This is a genomic window from Collinsella sp. AF16-8 (genome assembly GCF_003462695.1).
In the GTDB taxonomy this organism is placed as follows: Bacteria; Actinomycetota; Coriobacteriia; order Coriobacteriales; family Coriobacteriaceae; genus Collinsella.
This window is the reverse complement of record NZ_QRXX01000010.1, coordinates 68,950-86,093: the sequence shown is the minus strand read 5'-3', so window position 1 is coordinate 86,093 and position 17,144 is coordinate 68,950. Positions and strand designations below refer to the sequence as shown.

The 17,144-nt window shown below is 60.8% G+C and carries 19 protein-coding genes; 1 reads left to right on the top strand and 18 read right to left on the bottom strand.

Annotation, left to right across the window (positions count from 1 at the left end; all coding sequences use genetic code 11):
• Positions 1-2: 2 nt before the first annotated feature.
• The 12 genes from atpA to DWW73_RS09140 form a co-directional block, all read right to left on the bottom strand.
• Complete coding sequence (gene atpA, locus DWW73_RS09195) at positions 3-1,601, bottom strand: F0F1 ATP synthase subunit alpha (protein WP_117779407.1); 1,599 nt, start codon at positions 1,599-1,601, stop codon at positions 3-5.
• Positions 1,601-2,077, bottom strand: a complete 477-nt coding sequence (locus tag DWW73_RS09190) for a FoF1 ATP synthase subunit delta (protein WP_117779406.1) — start codon at positions 2,075-2,077, stop codon at positions 1,601-1,603. Before DWW73_RS09190 ends, atpA begins: the two co-directional genes overlap by 1 nt.
• Positions 2,067-2,669, bottom strand: coding sequence for a F0F1 ATP synthase subunit B (gene atpF, locus DWW73_RS09185; RefSeq protein WP_006235712.1), 603 nt, complete (start codon positions 2,667-2,669; stop codon positions 2,067-2,069). The genes DWW73_RS09190 and atpF overlap by 11 nt, the downstream gene beginning before the upstream one ends.
• A gap of 15 nt (positions 2,670-2,684) precedes the next feature.
• Entirely contained in the window at positions 2,685-2,879 is a 195-nt protein-coding gene (locus tag DWW73_RS09180; protein ID WP_022094262.1) for an ATP synthase subunit C, read from the bottom strand.
• A 124-nt stretch (positions 2,880-3,003) separates the two neighbouring features.
• Positions 3,004-3,807, bottom strand: a complete 804-nt coding sequence (gene atpB / locus DWW73_RS09175; protein WP_022094263.1) for a F0F1 ATP synthase subunit A — start codon at positions 3,805-3,807, stop codon at positions 3,004-3,006.
• Between the two features lie 3 nt (positions 3,808-3,810).
• Positions 3,811-4,122, bottom strand: a complete 312-nt coding sequence (locus DWW73_RS09170; protein WP_117564996.1) for a hypothetical protein — start codon at positions 4,120-4,122, stop codon at positions 3,811-3,813.
• A gap of 280 nt (positions 4,123-4,402) precedes the next feature.
• Positions 4,403-5,050 carry a uracil phosphoribosyltransferase gene (gene upp / locus DWW73_RS09165; RefSeq protein ID WP_035138786.1) on the bottom strand — a complete coding sequence of 216 codons (648 nt, stop codon included), beginning with the start codon at positions 5,048-5,050 and terminating at the stop codon, positions 4,403-4,405.
• A 123-nt stretch (positions 5,051-5,173) separates the two neighbouring features.
• Positions 5,174-6,715 (bottom strand): glycerol kinase GlpK, encoded by a 1,542-nt coding sequence (glpK, locus tag DWW73_RS09160; protein WP_089573103.1) that lies wholly within the window; start codon positions 6,713-6,715, stop codon positions 5,174-5,176.
• A gap of 13 nt (positions 6,716-6,728) precedes the next feature.
• Complete coding sequence (locus DWW73_RS09155) at positions 6,729-7,472, bottom strand: L-threonylcarbamoyladenylate synthase (protein WP_089573104.1); 744 nt, start codon at positions 7,470-7,472, stop codon at positions 6,729-6,731.
• A 134-nt stretch (positions 7,473-7,606) separates the two neighbouring features.
• Positions 7,607-8,098, bottom strand: a complete 492-nt coding sequence (locus DWW73_RS09150) for a type II toxin-antitoxin system HicB family antitoxin (protein WP_147330254.1) — start codon at positions 8,096-8,098, stop codon at positions 7,607-7,609.
• Positions 8,065-8,250, bottom strand: a complete 186-nt coding sequence (locus DWW73_RS10420; RefSeq protein WP_117779405.1) for a type II toxin-antitoxin system HicA family toxin — start codon at positions 8,248-8,250, stop codon at positions 8,065-8,067. Before DWW73_RS10420 ends, DWW73_RS09150 begins: the two co-directional genes overlap by 34 nt.
• 68 nt (positions 8,251-8,318) lie before the next feature.
• On the bottom strand, positions 8,319-9,569 hold the full coding sequence (locus DWW73_RS09140) for a HemK/PrmC family methyltransferase (protein WP_117779404.1): 1,251 nt from the start codon (positions 9,567-9,569) through the stop codon (positions 8,319-8,321).
• 36 nt (positions 9,570-9,605) lie between these two features.
• Here DWW73_RS09140 and DWW73_RS10075 point away from each other — a divergent pair, with 36 nt between their 5' ends.
• A complete protein-coding gene (locus DWW73_RS10075) occupies positions 9,606-9,932 on the top strand; it encodes a hypothetical protein (protein ID WP_147343554.1) in 327 nt (108 codons plus the stop codon).
• A gap of 230 nt (positions 9,933-10,162) precedes the next feature.
• On the opposite strand, the gene prfA is transcribed toward DWW73_RS10075, so the two are convergent.
• From prfA to DWW73_RS09110, 6 genes are all read right to left on the bottom strand, one after another.
• Positions 10,163-11,230, bottom strand: a complete 1,068-nt coding sequence (prfA, locus tag DWW73_RS09135) for a peptide chain release factor 1 (RefSeq protein ID WP_055252487.1) — start codon at positions 11,228-11,230, stop codon at positions 10,163-10,165.
• Positions 11,231-11,521: 291 nt separating this feature from the next.
• Complete coding sequence (locus DWW73_RS09130; RefSeq protein ID WP_117779403.1) at positions 11,522-12,937, bottom strand: M20/M25/M40 family metallo-hydrolase; 1,416 nt, start codon at positions 12,935-12,937, stop codon at positions 11,522-11,524.
• A 72-nt stretch (positions 12,938-13,009) separates the two neighbouring features.
• Positions 13,010-13,795 (bottom strand): amino acid ABC transporter ATP-binding protein, encoded by a 786-nt coding sequence (locus DWW73_RS09125; protein ID WP_089573110.1) that lies wholly within the window; start codon positions 13,793-13,795, stop codon positions 13,010-13,012.
• Positions 13,796-13,817: 22 nt separating this feature from the next.
• Complete coding sequence (locus tag DWW73_RS09120; protein WP_117779402.1) at positions 13,818-14,966, bottom strand: amino acid ABC transporter permease; 1,149 nt, start codon at positions 14,964-14,966, stop codon at positions 13,818-13,820.
• Positions 14,967-14,975: 9 nt separating this feature from the next.
• Positions 14,976-15,902: a transporter substrate-binding domain-containing protein gene (locus tag DWW73_RS09115; RefSeq protein ID WP_117640968.1), complete on the bottom strand. Its 927-nt coding sequence runs from the start codon at positions 15,900-15,902 to the stop codon at positions 14,976-14,978.
• 280 nt (positions 15,903-16,182) lie between these two features.
• Positions 16,183-17,076, bottom strand: a complete 894-nt coding sequence (locus DWW73_RS09110; protein WP_117779401.1) for an aldose 1-epimerase family protein — start codon at positions 17,074-17,076, stop codon at positions 16,183-16,185.
• Positions 17,077-17,144 lie beyond the last annotated feature (68 nt).

Here is a 17,144-nt window from a genome sequence, read left to right as displayed (position 1 = left end):
GCTTAGTTCTCCTCTGATCCAGAAACATCCGAATGGTGCTTGGCCATGAACTGCTGCTTGAAGTCGCCGATGACGCGCAAGAGCTCAGCCTTGGTGTCATCATCGATCTTCTTGGCGCGAACCTTGTCGAGCAGCGAACCAAAGCCATTGTCCATGTACTCGATGAGCTCGGCACGGAAGGGCAGCACGTCGACGATCTCCAGGTCATCCAGGAAGCCCTCGTTGCCAGCGAACAGCGTAACGATCTGCTCGCCAACCTCAAACGGCTTGTAACGCGGCTGCTTCAGGAGCTCGGTCATGCGAGCACCATGGGTCAGCTGCTTCTGAGTAGCCTCGTCGAGGTCGGAGCCGAACTGCGTAAAGCCAGCGAGCTCCTGATAGGAAGCGAGGTCCAGACGGAGGTTGCCGGCGACCTGCTTCATGGCCTTGGTCTGCGCATCGCCACCGACGCGGGACACGGAGATGCCCACATCGACTGCCGGGCGCTGACCCTGGAAGAAGAGCTCGGACTGCAGGTAGATCTGACCATCGGTAATGGAAATGACGTTGGTCGGAATGTAGGCCGAGACGTCGCCGTCCTGGGTCTCGATGATCGGCAGTGCCGTCATGGAGCCGTAACCGTTCTTCTTGGACATCTTGACGGCACGCTCGAGCAGACGAGAGTGCAGGTAGAAGATGTCGCCAGGATAGGCCTCGCGTCCGGGCGGACGATGCAGCGTCAGCGACATCTGACGGTAGGCCACAGCCTGCTTGGACAGGTCGTCGTAGATGACGAGCACGTGGCCGCCGGGGTTGGTCTCGCTGGCGGGCTTGCCGTCCTCGCCGTTGTACATGAAGAACTCGCCGATAGCGGCACCGGCCATAGGCGCGATGTACTGCATAGGGGCGGAATCGGCAGCGGTGGCCGAAACGATGATGGTGTAGTCGAGCGCACCGTGCTGAGCGAGGGTCTCGCGGATGTTGGCAACCGTGGAGGCCTTCTGGCCGATGGCGACATAGATGCAGACCATGCCCTTGCCGCGCTGGTTGAGGATAGCGTCGATGGCGATGGCGGTCTTACCGGTCTTACGGTCGCCGATGATGAGCTCACGCTGACCGCGGCCAATAGGCACCATGGAGTCGATAGCGAGCAGACCGGTCTGAACCGGCTCGCACACCGGGGTACGATCGATGACGCCGGGAGCCTTGAACTCGATGGGGCGACGGTGCGTGGCGACGATGTCGCCCAGGCCGTCGATGGGCTGACCGAGCGGATTGACGACGCGGCCGAGCATGGCACGGCTCACGGGGATATCCATAATGCGGCCAGTGGTGCGGCACTCGTCGCCTTCCTTGATGGAGTCGACGGCACCGAACAGAACGGCGCCGACCTCGTCACGGTCAAGGTTCTGGGCAAGGCCGAAGACGGTCTCACCGGTATCGGAGCTCTTGAACTCCAGAAGCTCGCCTGCCATGGCGCTCTTGAGGCCGGAGACGCGCGCGATGCCGTCGCCTACCTCGTCGACCGTTGAAACCTCATGCGTATCGACCGTCGCGGAGAGGCTCGTGAGCTGCTCCTGCAGTTTCTTGGCGATATCCTGGGCATTGAGGGTTTCGGACATTAGGCTTCACCTCCGTACGAATTAGCAGAGTTTGCGAGGGTCTCCTGCGCGATGCGCAGCTGCGTCTTGACGGAAATATCACGACGCTCGCCGCGGGCCTCGAGCACCAGGCCGCCCACGATAGACGGGTCGACCCGCTCGATAAGGAATACCTTGCGGCCGAAGTCCTGCTCGCATTTCTTAGTGATGGTTTGACGCAGCTCGTCGTCGAGCGGGATCGCCGTGGTGACGGTCACGCCCACTACATCCTCGTCTTCCTCGGCAACATACTTAAAGGCAGCTGCCACCTTGGGAAGAAGGTCGAGCTGGTCGCGCTTGGACATGGTGTCGAGCACGGCGATGATCTCGGGGCTGGCAGAAGCCAAGCGCTCGATCATCTCGAGGTCCTCGAACACATGGTTCTCGGCCTTAGCGGCTTCCAGAAGGGAGCGCGCGTAGGTCTCGAGCACCTTGTCCTGATAGCGGCTAGTCGGCATTCAGGCTACCTGCTTCCTGGATGTAGCGCTCGATGAGCTTCTTCTGCTCGGCATCGTCCTCGAGTGCCTCGCCTACGATCTTGGTGGCGACGGCAACGGACAGGTCGGCGATGGAGCTCGCGGCACCGGCGTAAATGGACTTGCGCTCGTCCTCGACGGTCGTATGGGCCTTGGCGATGATCTCCTCGGCCTCCTTGTGAGCAGCCTCGATGATACGGGCGCGCTCGGACTCGGCGTCCTTACGGGCCTCGAGAACGATGTCGGCAGCCTGACGACGGGCGTCGGTGACGATCGAGTCGGACTCAGCGCGCTTGGCGATAGCCTCCTGCTTGGTCTTCTCGGCCTCGTCGAGGCTCTCCTCGATCTTCTTGCCGCGCTCCTCCATGGTTTTCATGATGCCCGGCAGGGCGACCTTGGCCAGCACGATCCAGATAATCAGGAAGGCGATAAGCGCCGGGATGAACTCCGCCATCTTAGGGATGAGGATGTCCGCACCGGCAGCGCCGTCCTCAGCGAACGCGGAAACCGGCATGAGCAGCGCGGCCGCGGACGCGGAGAGTGCGATCGCGCTCTTCTGGGATGAAAGATTCATACTTGACGCTCCGTGCTATTTAACGATCAGCGCGACAACGAAGCCGATCAGAGCCAGAGCCTCGCCGAAGGCGGAGCCCATGATGAAGACGGTGAACACGCGGCCCTGGACCTCAGGCTGACGGGCCATAGCACCCGTAGCACCCAGAGCAGACAGGCCGATAGCAAGACCAGCGCCGATAACACCGAGACCGTAACCGATAACTCCCACGATTCCTCCTTTGTCGTGCGTGTCTTATTTCACGCAGGATAACCTTTTTTATAACTGCCGGGCTCCATGGGTACGGGCACCGGCGGTTTAACGAATTGCTTACCTTTAAGGCGCGAGCGGAAGGCTACTCCTCCTCCGCGACCTCCTCTGCCTCGGAGACATACACGGCGGTAAGGACCGTGAAGACGTAAGCCTGGATGGCGCCGACCACAAGCTCGATCGCATAGATCAGGATGAGGATGGCAAGCCAGGCTAGCGAAGGCAGGGCGCCAACGGCGTGGGCCGCGGAAACCTGCTGAAGCAGCGGCTGCATGAACATGCTCGCCATGATGGCGAACGAGCCCATGACCACGTGTCCTGCGAACATGTTGCAGAACAGACGGACGGCAAGCGTGATGAGACGCAGGAAGGTCGAGAAAAGCTCGACGACCCACACAAGCACGTTCATCGGGAAGCTTACGCCCTGCGGGGCGAGGCTCTTGATGTAGCCGATCACGCCGTGAGCCTTGCATCCGTAGTAGATGAAGTACACGAAGGCGAAGATGGCGAGCGCGGCGGTGGAGCCGATTGCGCCGGTGCCGGGCTTCATTCCCGGAATCAGGCCGATCATGTTATTGATCAGGATGAACAGGAAAAGCGAGCACAGGAACGGGAAGTGCTTCTTCCAGTTCTCACCCACGACGCCCTTGCCGATATCGTTCTCGACGTACTCGATGATGTACTCGAAACCGTTGACGAAGAAGCCCTTGGGGACCAGGGTCTGCTTCTTCTTGAACACGGCCAGGACGATCAGGAGCACGATCGTGGAGACGATCAGCCAAAACGAGTACTGCGTGATGCCGCAGCTCAGATCGCCCACGACAGGGGTGGAGCTGAACTCGCTGACCAGATGATTAATCTCATCAGGCAGCTTTTCAAAAATTTCCACGACTTACCTTTCGACCTCATGAGGATCTCGCAGCGCCTTGACGACACGAACCGTGCAGGCAGCCATAAAGGCCACGAAGCCGATCGCCTCGCCCAGGAGGAACATGCGAAATGCCTCTCCGAACAACACAAACACAACCAAGGTAAAGACTAGCAGGGCGATTGCCGAGACCGCCAGACTCACCATACCCTTGAGCATGTCCGCATTCTGTTTATCGTCAAGAACCGGCTTGAGCGTAAAGACAAAGGGAAGGAAGGCAATTGCGCCCGCGATGGCGCCTGCAACGATAGCGAGCAGATCGGCTATCTGAAACACTGGCGTCCTCACTTTCCTTTTTAACGCTTCACAGAACAGTTCCCGCCAAACATTGGTGACTATTGTACGAGCCAATCGCTAAAGTACAACCGAAAAAGCATCGGTTAATACGCACCTGTTCGTTTTCTTAAGACCTTCTTTATGCCGCAGGTACGGTAATACGTTTTTCTCGAACCCTGCAGGGCAAAACGTCCGTTAACAGAAGTGCGCGCGGTCGCCTTTTGTTCGTCCGCGCGCACCGTTTCTTCGTATTTGCAGCCGCGGCCGTTTAGCCCAGCGACTAGAGCGTGCCGTAGATGCGGTCGCCGGCGTCGCCCAGGCCGGGAACGATGTAGGCAGCCTCGTTGAGATGGTCGTCGATGGCGCAGGTATAGATATGTACATCGGGATCCTTCTCGGTCAGCGACTTGAGGCCCTCGGGGGCCGCGACGATGCACAGCATGCGGATGTCCTTGACACCGCGCCCGCGCAGGTAGCTGATGGCCATCTCGGCCGAACCGCCCGTGGCGAGCATGGGGTCGACGACCAGGCAGATGCGCTGGTCGATATCCTTGGGCATCTTGCAGTAATACTCGTGCGGCTCGTGGGTGACCTCGTCGCGCTCCATGCCGATGTGGCCCACGCGAGCGGAGGGCACCAGGTCGAGGATGCCGTCGACCATGCCAAGGCCCGCACGCAGGATGGGCACGATGGCGAGTTTCTTGCCGGCGAGCTGCTTAAACGTTGCGGTGGTGATAGGGGTCTCGACCTCGACGTCTTCCATAGGCAGGTCGCGCATGGCCTCGTAGCCGTCAAAAAGCGCGAGTTCGCGCACGAGCTGACGGAACTGGTTGGTGCCGGTGTTTTTGTCGCGCAGGATCGACAGCTTGTGCTGGACGAGCGGGTGATCGACAAGCGTCACACGGGACGCATCGTAGGTGACGGTCATGGGTTGATTGCCCCTTTCGTTGCGGCCGCAAAACGGCCTTGCTGACAAGGCGCGCAGCAATGTTGCCGCCGCACGCCATGCATTAGTTTAGCGGTTTGTTGTATCGAGCAGCCCATCGCAGCCCTACTGTGAGGTGCTGAGCGAGCGCCTGACTGCATCACGCCAGCCCGCAAGGTTTTGCTCGCGGCGCTCGGCGGACATGTGGGGAAGGAAGGTCCTAACGATCTGGGCATTTTGCTCCAGCTCTTCCAGGTCTTCCCAATAGCCGACGGCAAGACCCGCCAAGTACGCGGCACCGATTGCCGTGGTCTCCACCGTCTCGCATTGCAGCACGGGGATATCCAGCAGGTCGGCCTGGAATTGCATGATGAACTCGTTGCGCGAGGCACCGCCATCGACAGACAGGCGCTCAATCGAAAGCCCCACGTCCTGCTCCATGGCGCGCAGCACGTCGTAGCTCTGATATGCCATGGATTCGCAGGCGGCACGTACGATGGTCGCACGGCTCGAGGCGCCGGTCAGACCGCACACGATACCGCGAGCATGCGGGTCCCACCAGGGAGCACCCAAACCCGCAAAGGCCGGAACGAAGTAGCAGCCCTCGTTGTCGCTAATCGAAGCGGCGAGTTGTGCCGACTCGCTCACGCTCGAGATGATGCCCATGTTGTTGCGAAGCCAGTTCATCGTTGAGCCGGCGGCAAAAATAGAGCCCTCGAGCGCATAGCTGACTTTGCCGTCCGCAGCGATACCGATGGTGGAGACCAGGCCATTCTTGGATTCGACGATCTCGTCGCCGGTGTTCATGAGCATAAAGCAACCCGTGCCATAGGTGTTTTTGGTCTGGCCGGGACGGAAACAGCAGTGGCCGAACAGCGACGCCTGTTGGTCACCCGCCACGCCCATGATGGGCGGCATGTTGGTCATGATGTCGCTCGCGACGCGGCCGTAGTCGCCCGAGCTCCAGCGAACCTCGGGCATCATGGAACGTGGAACGTCAAAGAGTGCCAGCAGGTCGTCGTCCCAATCGAGCGTATGGATATTAAAGAGTGCCGTGCGGCTGGCATTGGTGTAGTCGGTGGCAAAGACCTGGCCGCCGGTGAGGTTGTAGATGAGCCAGGTGTCGATGGTGCCAAACATGAGGTCGCCCGCCGCCGCGCTTTCGCGTGCGCCGTCGACGTTGTCGAGAATCCACTGCACCTTGGAGGCCGAGAAATACGGGTCGAGCGTGAGTCCCGTGCGGGAGCGCACCAGCCCTTCTGCGCCCTGCTCGACAAGCTCGTCGATCAAAGGTGCGGTACGGCGGCACTGCCATACGATAGCGTTATAGATCGGCTGACCGCTCACGCGATCCCAGACCACCGTGGTCTCGCGCTGGTTGGAGATGCCGATGGCAGCAATGCGGTCGGAGTGGATACCGCTCTTAAACTGGACTTCCATCATGACGGCGATCTGGCTAGCAAGGACCGCCATGGGGTCTTGCTCCACCCAGCCGGGACGCGGGAAGCTGGTTTTGACGCTGCGACGTGCCTGCGCGACGATGCATCCGTACTCGTCGACGATGGTCGCAAGTACCGAGGTGGTGCCGCAGTCGAGCGCCATGATGTAGGAACCGCCAAAGTCAAACGAGGCATCTTCCATGCCCAGGCTGCCCAGATTCAACGACATCGCTTAAACCTTTCTATTGCATCGGGTCGGACAGGACCCGTTCGATCTCTGATGCGGGAAGTGCGCCTTGGCGCAGGATCTGGAGCTCGCCGTGCTGAAACGACACGATGGTCGAGGCGTCGCGACACGGGGTCTCACCGGCGTCGACGGCAACATCGACCCCCTCCAGGATGCGACCCTCCACCGTGATAAAACTTGCCGGCGCGGGCGCGCCATGCGTGTTGGCGCTGGTGCAGGCAAGGGGGCTGCCACAGGCGCGAATGAGCGCCTGCACCACGGGCGAGGCCGAAGCGCGAAGTGCCACCGTGTCGTCGGCAGCGCGCATAAAGGTCGGCACGCAGGGGGCTGCCTTGACCACGATAGTCAGGGCTCCCGGCCAGCATCGTCGCGCGAGTATGCGGGCATCTTCCGGGATATCCACGCCATAGCGGTCGAGTGCTTCGACGCCATCGACCAGCCAAGCGACGGTTTGCGTGAGTTCACGTTGCTTGAGAGTGAAGATACGGCGATAGCCGGTGCCGAGCGCAGGAACTGCGGCGCCATTGACGGCAGCCTGCGGATCGCGCGGCCACGATGGGAATTCGCTTGTATCTTGGGGCACGGCGTCCGAGAAGGCGTTGACTGCCACGGCGACACCGTAGACGGTCTCGGTCGGGATCAAAGCCAGGCCGCCGCGGCCGAGCACCTCGGCCGTGCGCTCGACGGCAAGCCGATGCGGCTCGCGCGTTCCCTCGTATACCCGATAGACCGTCTGCATGTGTATGCCAGCCCCTTACGCTCTGGTGCAAGTTTGTTTACTGTGGGGCATTCTCGCACGAAACGTTCAACCTATTTGCCCAGAGCGCATGTTGGTTTGGTGAGCGGCTCTAGTAGTCGGTGAAAGTGAGGGGGTTATTGGACTGCGACGAACTTCTTTGGCCTGCCGGCGTGGCGTTCTTGGGCGGCGTAGCGCTCGATGCTGTCTATCGTTATCATCCGACGGCCGTCGACGAGTTCAACATCGAGCTTTCCGGCTTTGACCAGCGCGGTAATCCGCGGAGCGGAGACTTTGAGGTCCAGCGCTGCGTCTTTAAATGTTCGGCACGCCGCTTCCCGAGCGTCCTCGTGGTCGATTTCGACTGAAAGGGCCACGACCTCGGCCGAGCGTTCGTACCCCGCCGGAGTCAAACCGTTGTTGAGGTCGTCGGCCAAAAACGCCATCAGTGCCTCGGTGGCATGGGCAATCGCGTCTTCGCGCGTATCGCCATCGGCAAAGGCGCCGGGAATCTGCGGGAAGCTGGCGCAGTAACCGTCGTCTTCTTTTATGAGAACGCAGTCATAGGTAAATCGCTGCCTCATTTTGCCTCCAACTACCGTCCAGCTTGGCGACGAATACTTGCCCACGTGCCCTTCTTTGGTCGATCACCACCAGAGCCGTTCACGGTGACAACACGATCGCTAGAAACATACTTAGCATGACTACCGACTTGCGCGACCTTCACGAATCCATCGTGCTTGAGTAGGGCAATGATTTCCCGAAAGGTAAGAGGTTGCATGGACCGACCTCTTTCAGCCGTCCTAATTATAAACTAATTTATAATTTTTGTTAACCAGTTAATAAATATTACTGGCGCTGCTTGGGCTCGGTGACGATGGCTCGGACGATGCGGGGGCGATCGGTAAGGTCATGGACGATACGCACGTCCGAAAGGCCTGCCTGGCGACAGAGCTCGGCCGCGGCATCGAGGGTACCCTCGTAGAGCTCGCAGGCAAACAGGCCGCCGGCGCGCAGCATGTAAGGCGCCGCGTTGAGCAGGCGGCGGAAGATATCGAGGCCGTCGGCGCCGCCCTCGAGCGCCAGGTCGGGCTCAAAGTCCTTGACCTCGTGCGGCAGCGAGCGCATGACGTCGGTCGGGATGTAAGGTGGGTTGGAGACGAGCACATCAAAGGTGCCCCACTCTTCGCGGGGAATGGAACTCACCAGGTTGGTGAGGCTAAAGGCAACCTCATCTGCCGTGAGGCCGAGGGTGTCGCGGTTTTTGGTGGCCAGATCGATGGCGCGCGACTCGATATCGGTGGCGGTGCAGGTAACGTGGCCGCGGCGCTCCCAGGCAAGGGAGAGCGAAATGCAGCCCGTGCCGCAGCCGACCTCGAGAACGCGGGCAGTACAGGGCTCGGCTGGGGCAGGCGCAGCGGTATCCTGAGCTAAAGCCGTCTCCTGATCGGCACCCTCGATGGCGACGCCGTATTCGTCGAGCTCGGACTCGGCGGCTTCCGCGGCTTCGGCTTCTGCTGCCTGCGCGGCGGCTTCCTCGGCCTCGCGATCGGCCAGTTCCTCGGCATAGGCACGGCTGCCCAGTACGTCGCCGCCTAGCGCCGCCTCATCGGCAGCCGTCAGATTAGCGGCACGGCGCTCGGCAGTCGCCCGTTCGTCTGCCAGCGCGGCCTCGGCCTTGCGTGCCTCCTCGACCTCATCGTTCCAAGGCAGCTCAACACGCTGACGGGCAGCAGCCTCGGGGCTCAGCACCTCGGCATCCAGATAATTGAGGACTTCCTCGACGAGCATCTCGGTTTCGGGGCGCGGAATGAGCACACCGGGAGCGCACGCGACGTCAATCATGCGAAACTGCGTGCTGCCGGTGATGTACTGCAGCGGCTCGCCTTTGGCGCGACGAACGACGGCCGCGTGCATGGTCTCGAGCTGGGCCGCGTTAAGCGTCTCGTCCATGCGCATATACAAGTCGATGCGCGCCAGGCCCGTGGCCGCGCACAGCAGCCACTCGGCAGAAAGACGGGGATGCTCCTCGCCGCGCTCGACCAGGTACTCCTTGGTCCACTCGAGACAACGCTTGATGGTCCAGATCTCGTTTGCCATGGGGCCCTCCCCTCTTAAGCGCCGGGCGGCGCGCGAATGTCGGAGCAGATTGTAAGCGAGGCCAGCGCCTGGCAAGGGACGATTGAAGGCGATTATCGAGAATCAGCCCAGAATTTTGCTTGGAGCCCACCTGAAGTGTTCATTCGTCGACGTCTAAATCTGCATCCGTCAAGCTTTTGGCAAGGTTGCCCCAAAACTGACCAATATCTAACCAAACGCTTGCCACATCGCTTGACGCGCGACGCGTCAAAAATCGCCCCGCGATTTCTTGGACGTTTTTTCGAGCAATATTTTCAATTGCAGATGCATGCCGTTAATTACTTTAAGCAGGTAAGCAGCTCAAAGGCCATCAAAACCGATTGAATAACATCTCAAAGCAATGTCCCCAATGACTCCCTACGGATCATTTGACAACCAAGGAAACGCCGATGTTTTGGCAATGCCAGCGAGCGACGTCCAGAGCGAACAAGTTGGCATGAAAAAGGCAAGGCATAGACCTTCTGGTCATGCCTTGCCTTTTGAATGACAAATTGTCGCTCTGGGCGGCGCGCAGCGTCGAGCCGTTACGCGGTTTGGCAAAACCGCGTAACCTACTAAACGGCCTGTGCCAGCTTCTCGGCGCGCTCGGCGGCGGCGAGTGCCTCGATCACGGTGCCGAGTTGGTCGCCCAGAAGGACACCGTTGTAGGTGGAGTTGAAACCGATGCGGTGGTCGGTCACGCGGTCCTGGGGCTGGTTGTAGGTACGAATCTTTTCGGAACGGTTGCCGTGGCCGATCTGACTCTGGCGCTCGGCACCGAGCTCTGCCTGCTGCTTCTCGAGCTCCATCTCGTACAGACGAGCGCGCAGCATCTGCATGCAGACCTCGCGGTTCTGGATCTGGGAACGCTGCTCCTGCGACTGCACCACGGTGTTGGTGGGCAGGTGGGTGATGCGCACGGCGGAGTAGGTGGTGTTAACGCACTGACCGCCAGGGCCGGAGGCGCAGTAGGTATCGATGCGCAGGTCGGACTGGTTGATCTGAACGTCGATCTCCTCGGCCTCGGGAAGCACGGCGACGGTTGCCGTGGAGGTCTGGATGCGACCCTGGGACTCGGTCTTGGGGACGCGCTGGACACGGTGCACGCCGGACTCGAACTTCATGACGGAGTAGACGCGGTCGCCCTCGACCTTGAACTCGATGGACTTAAAGCCGCCGGCCTCGCTGGGGCTGGAGTCGAGCACGGTGGTCTTCCAGCCGCGCGACTCGCAGAAGCGCTGATACATCTTGTACAGGTCGCCGGCAAAGATGGCCGCCTCGTCGCCACCGGCGGCGGAGCGGATCTCGACGATGGTGTTCTTGTCGTCGTTGGGGTCGCTCGGGATGAGCATGTACTTGATGTCTTCCTCGAGCTGGGGAAGCTTGGCCTCGTTTTCGGAGATGTCCATCTGGAGCATCTCCTTCTCATCGGCATCGGTGGTATCGTGGAGCATCTCCTTGGCGGCCTCGATGTCATCGAGCGCGCCGATGTACTCACGCGAAGCGGCGATGAGGTCGGACTGGTGCGCGTACTCCTTGTTGAGACGCGTGAACTCCTTGATATCAGAGGCGACGGCCGGGTCGGAGAGCTTCTTCTCGAGCTCCTCGTAGGCCTTGATAATCTTTTCGAGCTTGTCGCGCATGGCGGGACTCCTTTATATGCGTGAAGGTGAAAATCGGCAGAGTTGATGGGGCGCGCGGCGCCACTACGGGGGTAAGCCCGGCTAGAACATGTCGATCTTCAGATACATGCGCATCCCTTCGCGTATGGGGTACATAGTTGCGGTCTAACCCATACATGATAGCGTGCGCAGGCAAACCTGCATATAACCCGCACGGAATGATTGGACGCAGCCATTGGGGACGTTCCTTAACGACTAGTCGTTTGAGAACGTCCCCAACGGCTAACAAAGGGACTGTCGCTTTATCACATTCTAGAGCGTTTGGAGTAGAGCGACGAGGAAGCGGATGCCCTGGAGGTAGGCACGGCGGGTGATGCGCTCGTTGGTGCCGTGGACGCCGCGATCACACTCGTCGTCATCAACCACAAAGGCCGAGAAGCGAATGCACTCAGGGCAAATACGCTGGTAGTTGGCAGCGTCGGTCGCACCGATCACGGTCGAGGGCACAATTGCCACCGGCTCGAATAATCCGTTTTCCTCCGTCCCCAAAGGCTCACGGAAATAGTGGGCGGCGATGGCACGGACGGCCTCGAGCCCCGGCCCGCCGACACGCGGAGACGGCGAAGGCTCGGAGCTGCCGGGGCCGAGTTCGACCTCCACGCGCCCGGCAAGGCCCGCCGCGGCAACGGCCTCGCGGCAGCGAGTAGCGACATCGGCCACGCCCGTGCCCTCGAGCATGCGGAAGTTGATATTGGCCCACATGTCCTGTGGCATCACGTTGGCACCGGTGCTGCCGCCCTCGATCTGCGTGGGCGCGCAGGTAGTCGTCACCAGCGGATAGAGCTTTTTGCTGGCGAGGCAATCACGGACAATGGCGTCCCCGTTGGCGGCAATTTCATCGGCCGTGTAGAGCCCCAACTCGACGAGTTGGGCGGCAAGCAAGTCGGTCACGCGCGTCGGCCACTCGATATCGCAGATTGCGGTGATGGCACGGCTGAGCACCTCAAGCGACGTGCCGCCGTAGGGGCTGGAAGAATGTCCACCCGTGCTCTTTGTCTTGAGCACAATGTCGGCATAACCTTTCTCAGCCAGGTCGGCGTGCATGAGCCAACCCTCGCCCGCGCTGTACTCGGCAGCCGGAACGATGCGGTAGTCGCCCTCGTCGATCAGGTACTCAAGCTCAATGCCGCGCCCCTTGAGCGCACGGCCAATGGCGCCTGCTCCGTACTGCGTAGTCTCCTCGTCCTGGCCAAAGGCCAGGAGCAGCGTGCGCTCGTGCTGCCAACCGTGCGCCAGCGCATACTCGACAGCCTCGAGAATGCCTGCGACCTGGTCTTTCATGTCGATCGCGCCGCGGCCCCAGATGTAGGTGTCGTCCACGCGCCCGCTAAAGGGGGCGTGCGTCCAGTCGGTCTCAGTACCCGGCACCACGGGAACCACATCCATGTGGCCCATGAGCATAACGGGATTGAGAGCAGGGTCGGAGCCGACAAGCGTCACCAACAGCGAGTGGTCGATAAGCTCGACCTCGCCCGCCGCAAACACGCGCGGCCAGGCCTGCTGCATATAGGCGCGCAGGTCGTCGAAGGGCTGCCAGTCCACCGCCTCGGCATCCATGCTCGAAATGGTCGGAAACGACAGCACGCGGCCCAAGCGCTCGCACGCGCTGACCTCGTCTATATCGGCAAAATCGTCCTCATGCGCAAAGAAGCGCCAAACCTCGGCCATGACATCCTTTCGATTGTGACGACAAAGGCCGCCCCACGGGAGCGGCCCTGCAACGTAAGCGTTTGCGGTCGGTTATTTGTCCTCGAGATAGCGAGAGAGGAACTCACGAGTGCGCTGGTGTTTGGGGTTGCCGAAGAGCTCGGCCGGCGCGGCATCCTCGAGCACCACGCCCTTGTCCATAAAGACCACGCGGTCGGACACCGTGCGGGCAAAGGCCATCTCGTGCGTGACGACGACCATGGTCATGCCGTCGGCGGCGAGCTTGCGCATGACCTCGAGCACCTCGCCCACGATCTCGGGGTCGAGCGCGGAGGTCGGCTCGTCGAACAGCATGATCTGCGGATTCATACATAGGGCACGAGCGATGGCCACGCGCTGTTTTTGACCACCGGACAGGCGGCCAACGGCGGCGTGCGCGAACTTTTCGAGTCCCACGCTCGTCAGATGCTCCATCGCGACCTTCTCGGCCTCGGCCTTGCTCATCTTTTTGAGCGTGACGGGCGCGAGCGTGCAGTTGTCGAGCACATCCATGTTGTTGAACAGGTTAAAGCCCTGGAACACCATGCCGATGTCCTCGCGCAATTTGTTGATGTTGCAGCGCTCGGCCGTGAGGTCCTGGCCGTGGAACCAGATGTGGCCCGCGTCCGGGGTCTCGAGCAGGTTGAGGCAGCGCAGGAAGGTCGATTTGCCCGAGCCCGAGGCGCCGATGATGGTGACAACCTCACCGGAATTGACGGACAGGTCGATGCCCTTGAGTACCTCGAGTGAGCCAAAGCTCTTGCGCAGGCCCTCGACGCGGATAAGCGGCTCTTGGTTTTGCACGGCTGCCGCAGTGCCGGTAGTGGCGGTATCTGCCATGATGATTCTCCTCGTCTTGCGCCTAGTTGGAGCTGGGCAGCGTGGCAGGGGCCTCGGCGCCCAGCTTTTTGCCAAAGGCTTCGAGCAGGCGGCTCGCCACGAGCGTCAGGATCAGATAGACCACGAGCGCCACGCAGTAGACCTCCATCTGGCGGTAGTACACGCCGGCGACGGTGGTGGTGGCGTACATGAGGTCGAACACGCCGATGACCGAGAGCACCGACGAGTCCTTGATGTTGATGATGAGCTCGTTGGTGAGCGCCGGGATCGCGTTTTTAATACCCTGAGGGAACACGACCTTGCGCATAGCCTGCCACTGCGACAGGCCCAGCGAGCGCGCTGCCTCGGCCTGGCCGGGATCGATGGACTCGATGCCGCCGCGCAGGACCTCCATCATGTAGGCGGTAGAGTTGAGCGAGATGGTGACGAGGCCGGCGGTGAAGGTACTCCAGATCTGGTTGGCCTGGGCGGTCTCGAAGCCCATGCCGCGCAGAACGGTAAAGCCCGCGTAATAGATGAGCAGGCCCTGGACCATCATGGGCGTGCCGCGCACGACGGTGGAATAGACGGTCGCAAAGCCTCGGCCAATGCTCTTAAAGAAGCGCACCAGGTCGTTGTCGACGCGATCGAAGGTCTGGGTGCGCAAGAACACAAAGAGCAGCGCCAAGAAGAAGGCGATGACCGTGCCGAGGGTGGCAAGCGCGATGGTGATCTCGATACCGCGGATAAAGAAGTCGCCGCTCTTGTAGGTCATGTAGACCAAGCTCGACAGAAAGTCGCTGGGATTGGAGTCCGAGACAATGCTCACCTGCACCAGGTCGACAAACGACATGACGCAGCGGTCGATAAAGAAGATCGCCGCGATGGCAACCACGACATAGCTGCCCAGGCGCGCGCCGCGACGGAAACGCTCGGATGCAAACGGCGACGTTTCGCGATAGTCGCTCCAGTGCATAACCTTGGTGACGAGCGCTGCCGCCGACACGACGATCCAGGCCCAAAGAATCGCCCAAAGGCAATCCTGGAAGATGCCGGTGGGCGCCAAAAAGCTCAGCGGCGTGGGGTTGCGCTGGCTAAATGCCAAGCCGAGCGCCGCGATAACGCTCGTGCCCAGGTACACATAACGGTGGTCGGCCTTGATAAAGGAGGCCAGACGATTGATGCCTTTCATGCTGCCTCCCTATGCCGGCTGACGGTCGAGGCACGCGTCCCACATCTGGTCGCGCTCCTCCTGGCTGATGCCCTTGAGTGTCTTGTCGATGAGCTTAAGCAGTTTGTCCGAGCCCTTGCGGCAACCGACATTTGCCGTGACCTCCTGCTTAAAGCCCTCGCCCTCGGCAAAGTGGATGGGGACGATACCGGGATTTTGGGCCATATAGCCCTTTTCGTTCTCCGTGTTGTAGGTCACGGCGTCGCACGTGCCCTGCAGCAGATTCGAGAACACCGTGGGGACCGAATCGACCGGGTTCTTGTGCACAACGCCCGGAATCTCGTCGATGACGGTATCGAGCATGGTGTCCTTTTGGCCGAGCACCGTGGCACCGCTGAAGTCGCTGAGCTTGGTGGCGTTTTGGTAGGGCGAGCCCTCTTTTACGAACAGGCCAAAGTAGCCAATGAAGTACGGGTCGGAAAAGCCGACGGACTCCTCGCGCTCGGGCGTGGCGCTCATGCCGGCGATGATGAGGTCAATCTGGCCGTTGTTGAGCGAATCGATAAGGCCCGAGAAGCTCTGCTTGACGGCAACGGGCTCGCCGCCGAGAGCCTTGCAGACGATCTTGGCGATCTGCACGTCGTAGCCATCGGCATAGGCGCCCTGCACGTTGTCGATGGGGATCGTGAACTCGCTGGCCTCGGAAACCTGCCAGTTGTACGGGGCGTAGGCCGCCTCCATGCCGATGCGGATCTTATCCTTGCCGATCACAGAATCGGACAGGTCATCGCGACCGCCGCCCGTCGTGGGCTGAACTACTTCCAGCGTGGAGGGACGCTGGCAGCCGGCAAGTGCGCCGGCGACGACAGAAGCGCTCGCAGCGAGGGCGCTACCCAAAAAGATGCGACGGCTGCATACCGGCTGTGGATGCGCGTCGCGTTGATGGGGAGAATGCATAATCTGCCTTCCCTGTTGAATCGTATGCTGACGACTTAACAGGATATACGCCAGCGACCAGCAGCGCAGCACAAGCTCGAAAAATTAATAGACACACGGTAGTCATTGGGAGCGTCGATGTTTTGGCAATGCCAGCGGGCGCCACCCAGAGCGAACAAGTTAGCATGAAAAAGGCAAGGCATAGACCTTCTGGTCATGCCTTGCCTTTTGAATGACAAATTGTCGCTCTGGGTGGCGCGCAGCGTCGACCGGTCCGTCGTTCGTTAGAACGGCGGAACCTCTAGAGCAGGGTAACGCTAAAGCTGCGAACGTCCGTCTCACCCGGTGCCAAGGTAATGGTGTTGACCTTGTGCTCAAAGACGTCGTCCTCGGTGTCCATGGTGGTGTGGCCGGTCCAGGGCTCGAGCGCCACAAACGGGGCGTCGTTGGCGGCAGACCACACGCCGATGTACTTAAAGCCCTCAAAGTCGATCTTGACGCCGTGGCCCGACTTGCGGCCGCGCAGCGTGAGCGTGGAACCCGGGACATCGGTGAACATGATGGCATCGTTATCGAAGCTGCGGTGCGTGATGGGCAGCACGTCCGAGTTATCGGGAGCCTTGTAGCTGCCCTCGAACGTCATAAGACCGTCGGGCGTGATGATGGGGGCCTCGTTAGTCCAAGCCTCGGTAAACGCCAGCTCGTAATCCTCGAACGCCTCGTCTTCGGCACCGGGGGCGGGCACGTTGAATGCAGGATGACCGCCCACCGAGAACGGCAGGGCCACGTCGCCGGTGTTGGTGACGGCAAAGGTCTGCGTGAGCGTGGCGTCGCCGGTCAGGGCATAGGTCATGTTGAGCTTAAAGTGGAACGGGAACGCCTTGAGCGACTCGGGCGTGTCAGTGATCTCGTACGTTACCGAGGAGCCGTCCTCCGAAACCTCGACCAACTTGTGCTCGACGATGCGAGCGAGTCCATGGCGCGGCATCTCGCAGGTGCCGGCCGCAGATGTCGCCATGTTGTTGCGCAGCGATCCCACGATGGGGAACAGGATAGGCGCATGCTTGCCCCAAAAGGCCGGGTCGCCCTGCCACAGATACTCGTTGCCGTTGAGGGCAAGGCTCGTGAGCTGGGCGCCCATGGAATCGATGGCCGCGGTGAGGCCGCCGCGCTTGATGGTAGTGACGGTGGACATGCTACTTCCTCCAATAGTAAACAACGGTGTCGAGGGCTATTGTCCCACTCTTGGCGGCGGGGTTGAGC

Excerpts from the sequence above, each read along its gene's own strand:
- atpA (WP_117779407.1), bottom strand. The coding sequence starts at position 1,601 with ATGTCCGAAACCCTCAATGCCCAGGATATCGCCAAGAAACTGCAGGAG.
- DWW73_RS09190 (WP_117779406.1), bottom strand. The coding sequence starts at position 2,077 with ATGCCGACTAGCCGCTATCAGGACAAGGTGCTCGAGACCTACGCGCGC.
- atpF (WP_006235712.1), bottom strand. The coding sequence starts at position 2,669 with ATGAATCTTTCATCCCAGAAGAGCGCGATCGCACTCTCCGCGTCCGCG.
- upp (WP_035138786.1), bottom strand. The coding sequence starts at position 5,050 with ATGACCGTCACCTACGATGCGTCCCGTGTGACGCTTGTCGATCACCCG.
- glpK (WP_089573103.1), bottom strand. The coding sequence starts at position 6,715 with ATGTCGTTGAATCTGGGCAGCCTGGGCATGGAAGATGCCTCGTTTGAC.
- DWW73_RS09155 (WP_089573104.1), bottom strand. The coding sequence starts at position 7,472 with ATGCAGACGGTCTATCGGGTATACGAGGGAACGCGCGAGCCGCATCGG.
- DWW73_RS10420 (WP_117779405.1), bottom strand. The coding sequence starts at position 8,250 with ATGCAACCTCTTACCTTTCGGGAAATCATTGCCCTACTCAAGCACGAT.
- DWW73_RS09140 (WP_117779404.1), bottom strand. The coding sequence starts at position 9,569 with ATGGCAAACGAGATCTGGACCATCAAGCGTTGTCTCGAGTGGACCAAG.
- DWW73_RS10075 (WP_147343554.1), top strand. The coding sequence starts at position 9,606 with ATGTCGGAGCAGATTGTAAGCGAGGCCAGCGCCTGGCAAGGGACGATT.
- prfA (WP_055252487.1), bottom strand. The coding sequence starts at position 11,230 with ATGCGCGACAAGCTCGAAAAGATTATCAAGGCCTACGAGGAGCTCGAG.
- DWW73_RS09130 (WP_117779403.1), bottom strand. The coding sequence starts at position 12,937 with ATGGCCGAGGTTTGGCGCTTCTTTGCGCATGAGGACGATTTTGCCGAT.
- DWW73_RS09125 (WP_089573110.1), bottom strand. The coding sequence starts at position 13,795 with ATGGCAGATACCGCCACTACCGGCACTGCGGCAGCCGTGCAAAACCAA.
- DWW73_RS09120 (WP_117779402.1), bottom strand. The coding sequence starts at position 14,966 with ATGAAAGGCATCAATCGTCTGGCCTCCTTTATCAAGGCCGACCACCGT.
- DWW73_RS09115 (WP_117640968.1), bottom strand. The coding sequence starts at position 15,902 with ATGCATTCTCCCCATCAACGCGACGCGCATCCACAGCCGGTATGCAGC.
- DWW73_RS09110 (WP_117779401.1), bottom strand. The coding sequence starts at position 17,076 with ATGTCCACCGTCACTACCATCAAGCGCGGCGGCCTCACCGCGGCCATC.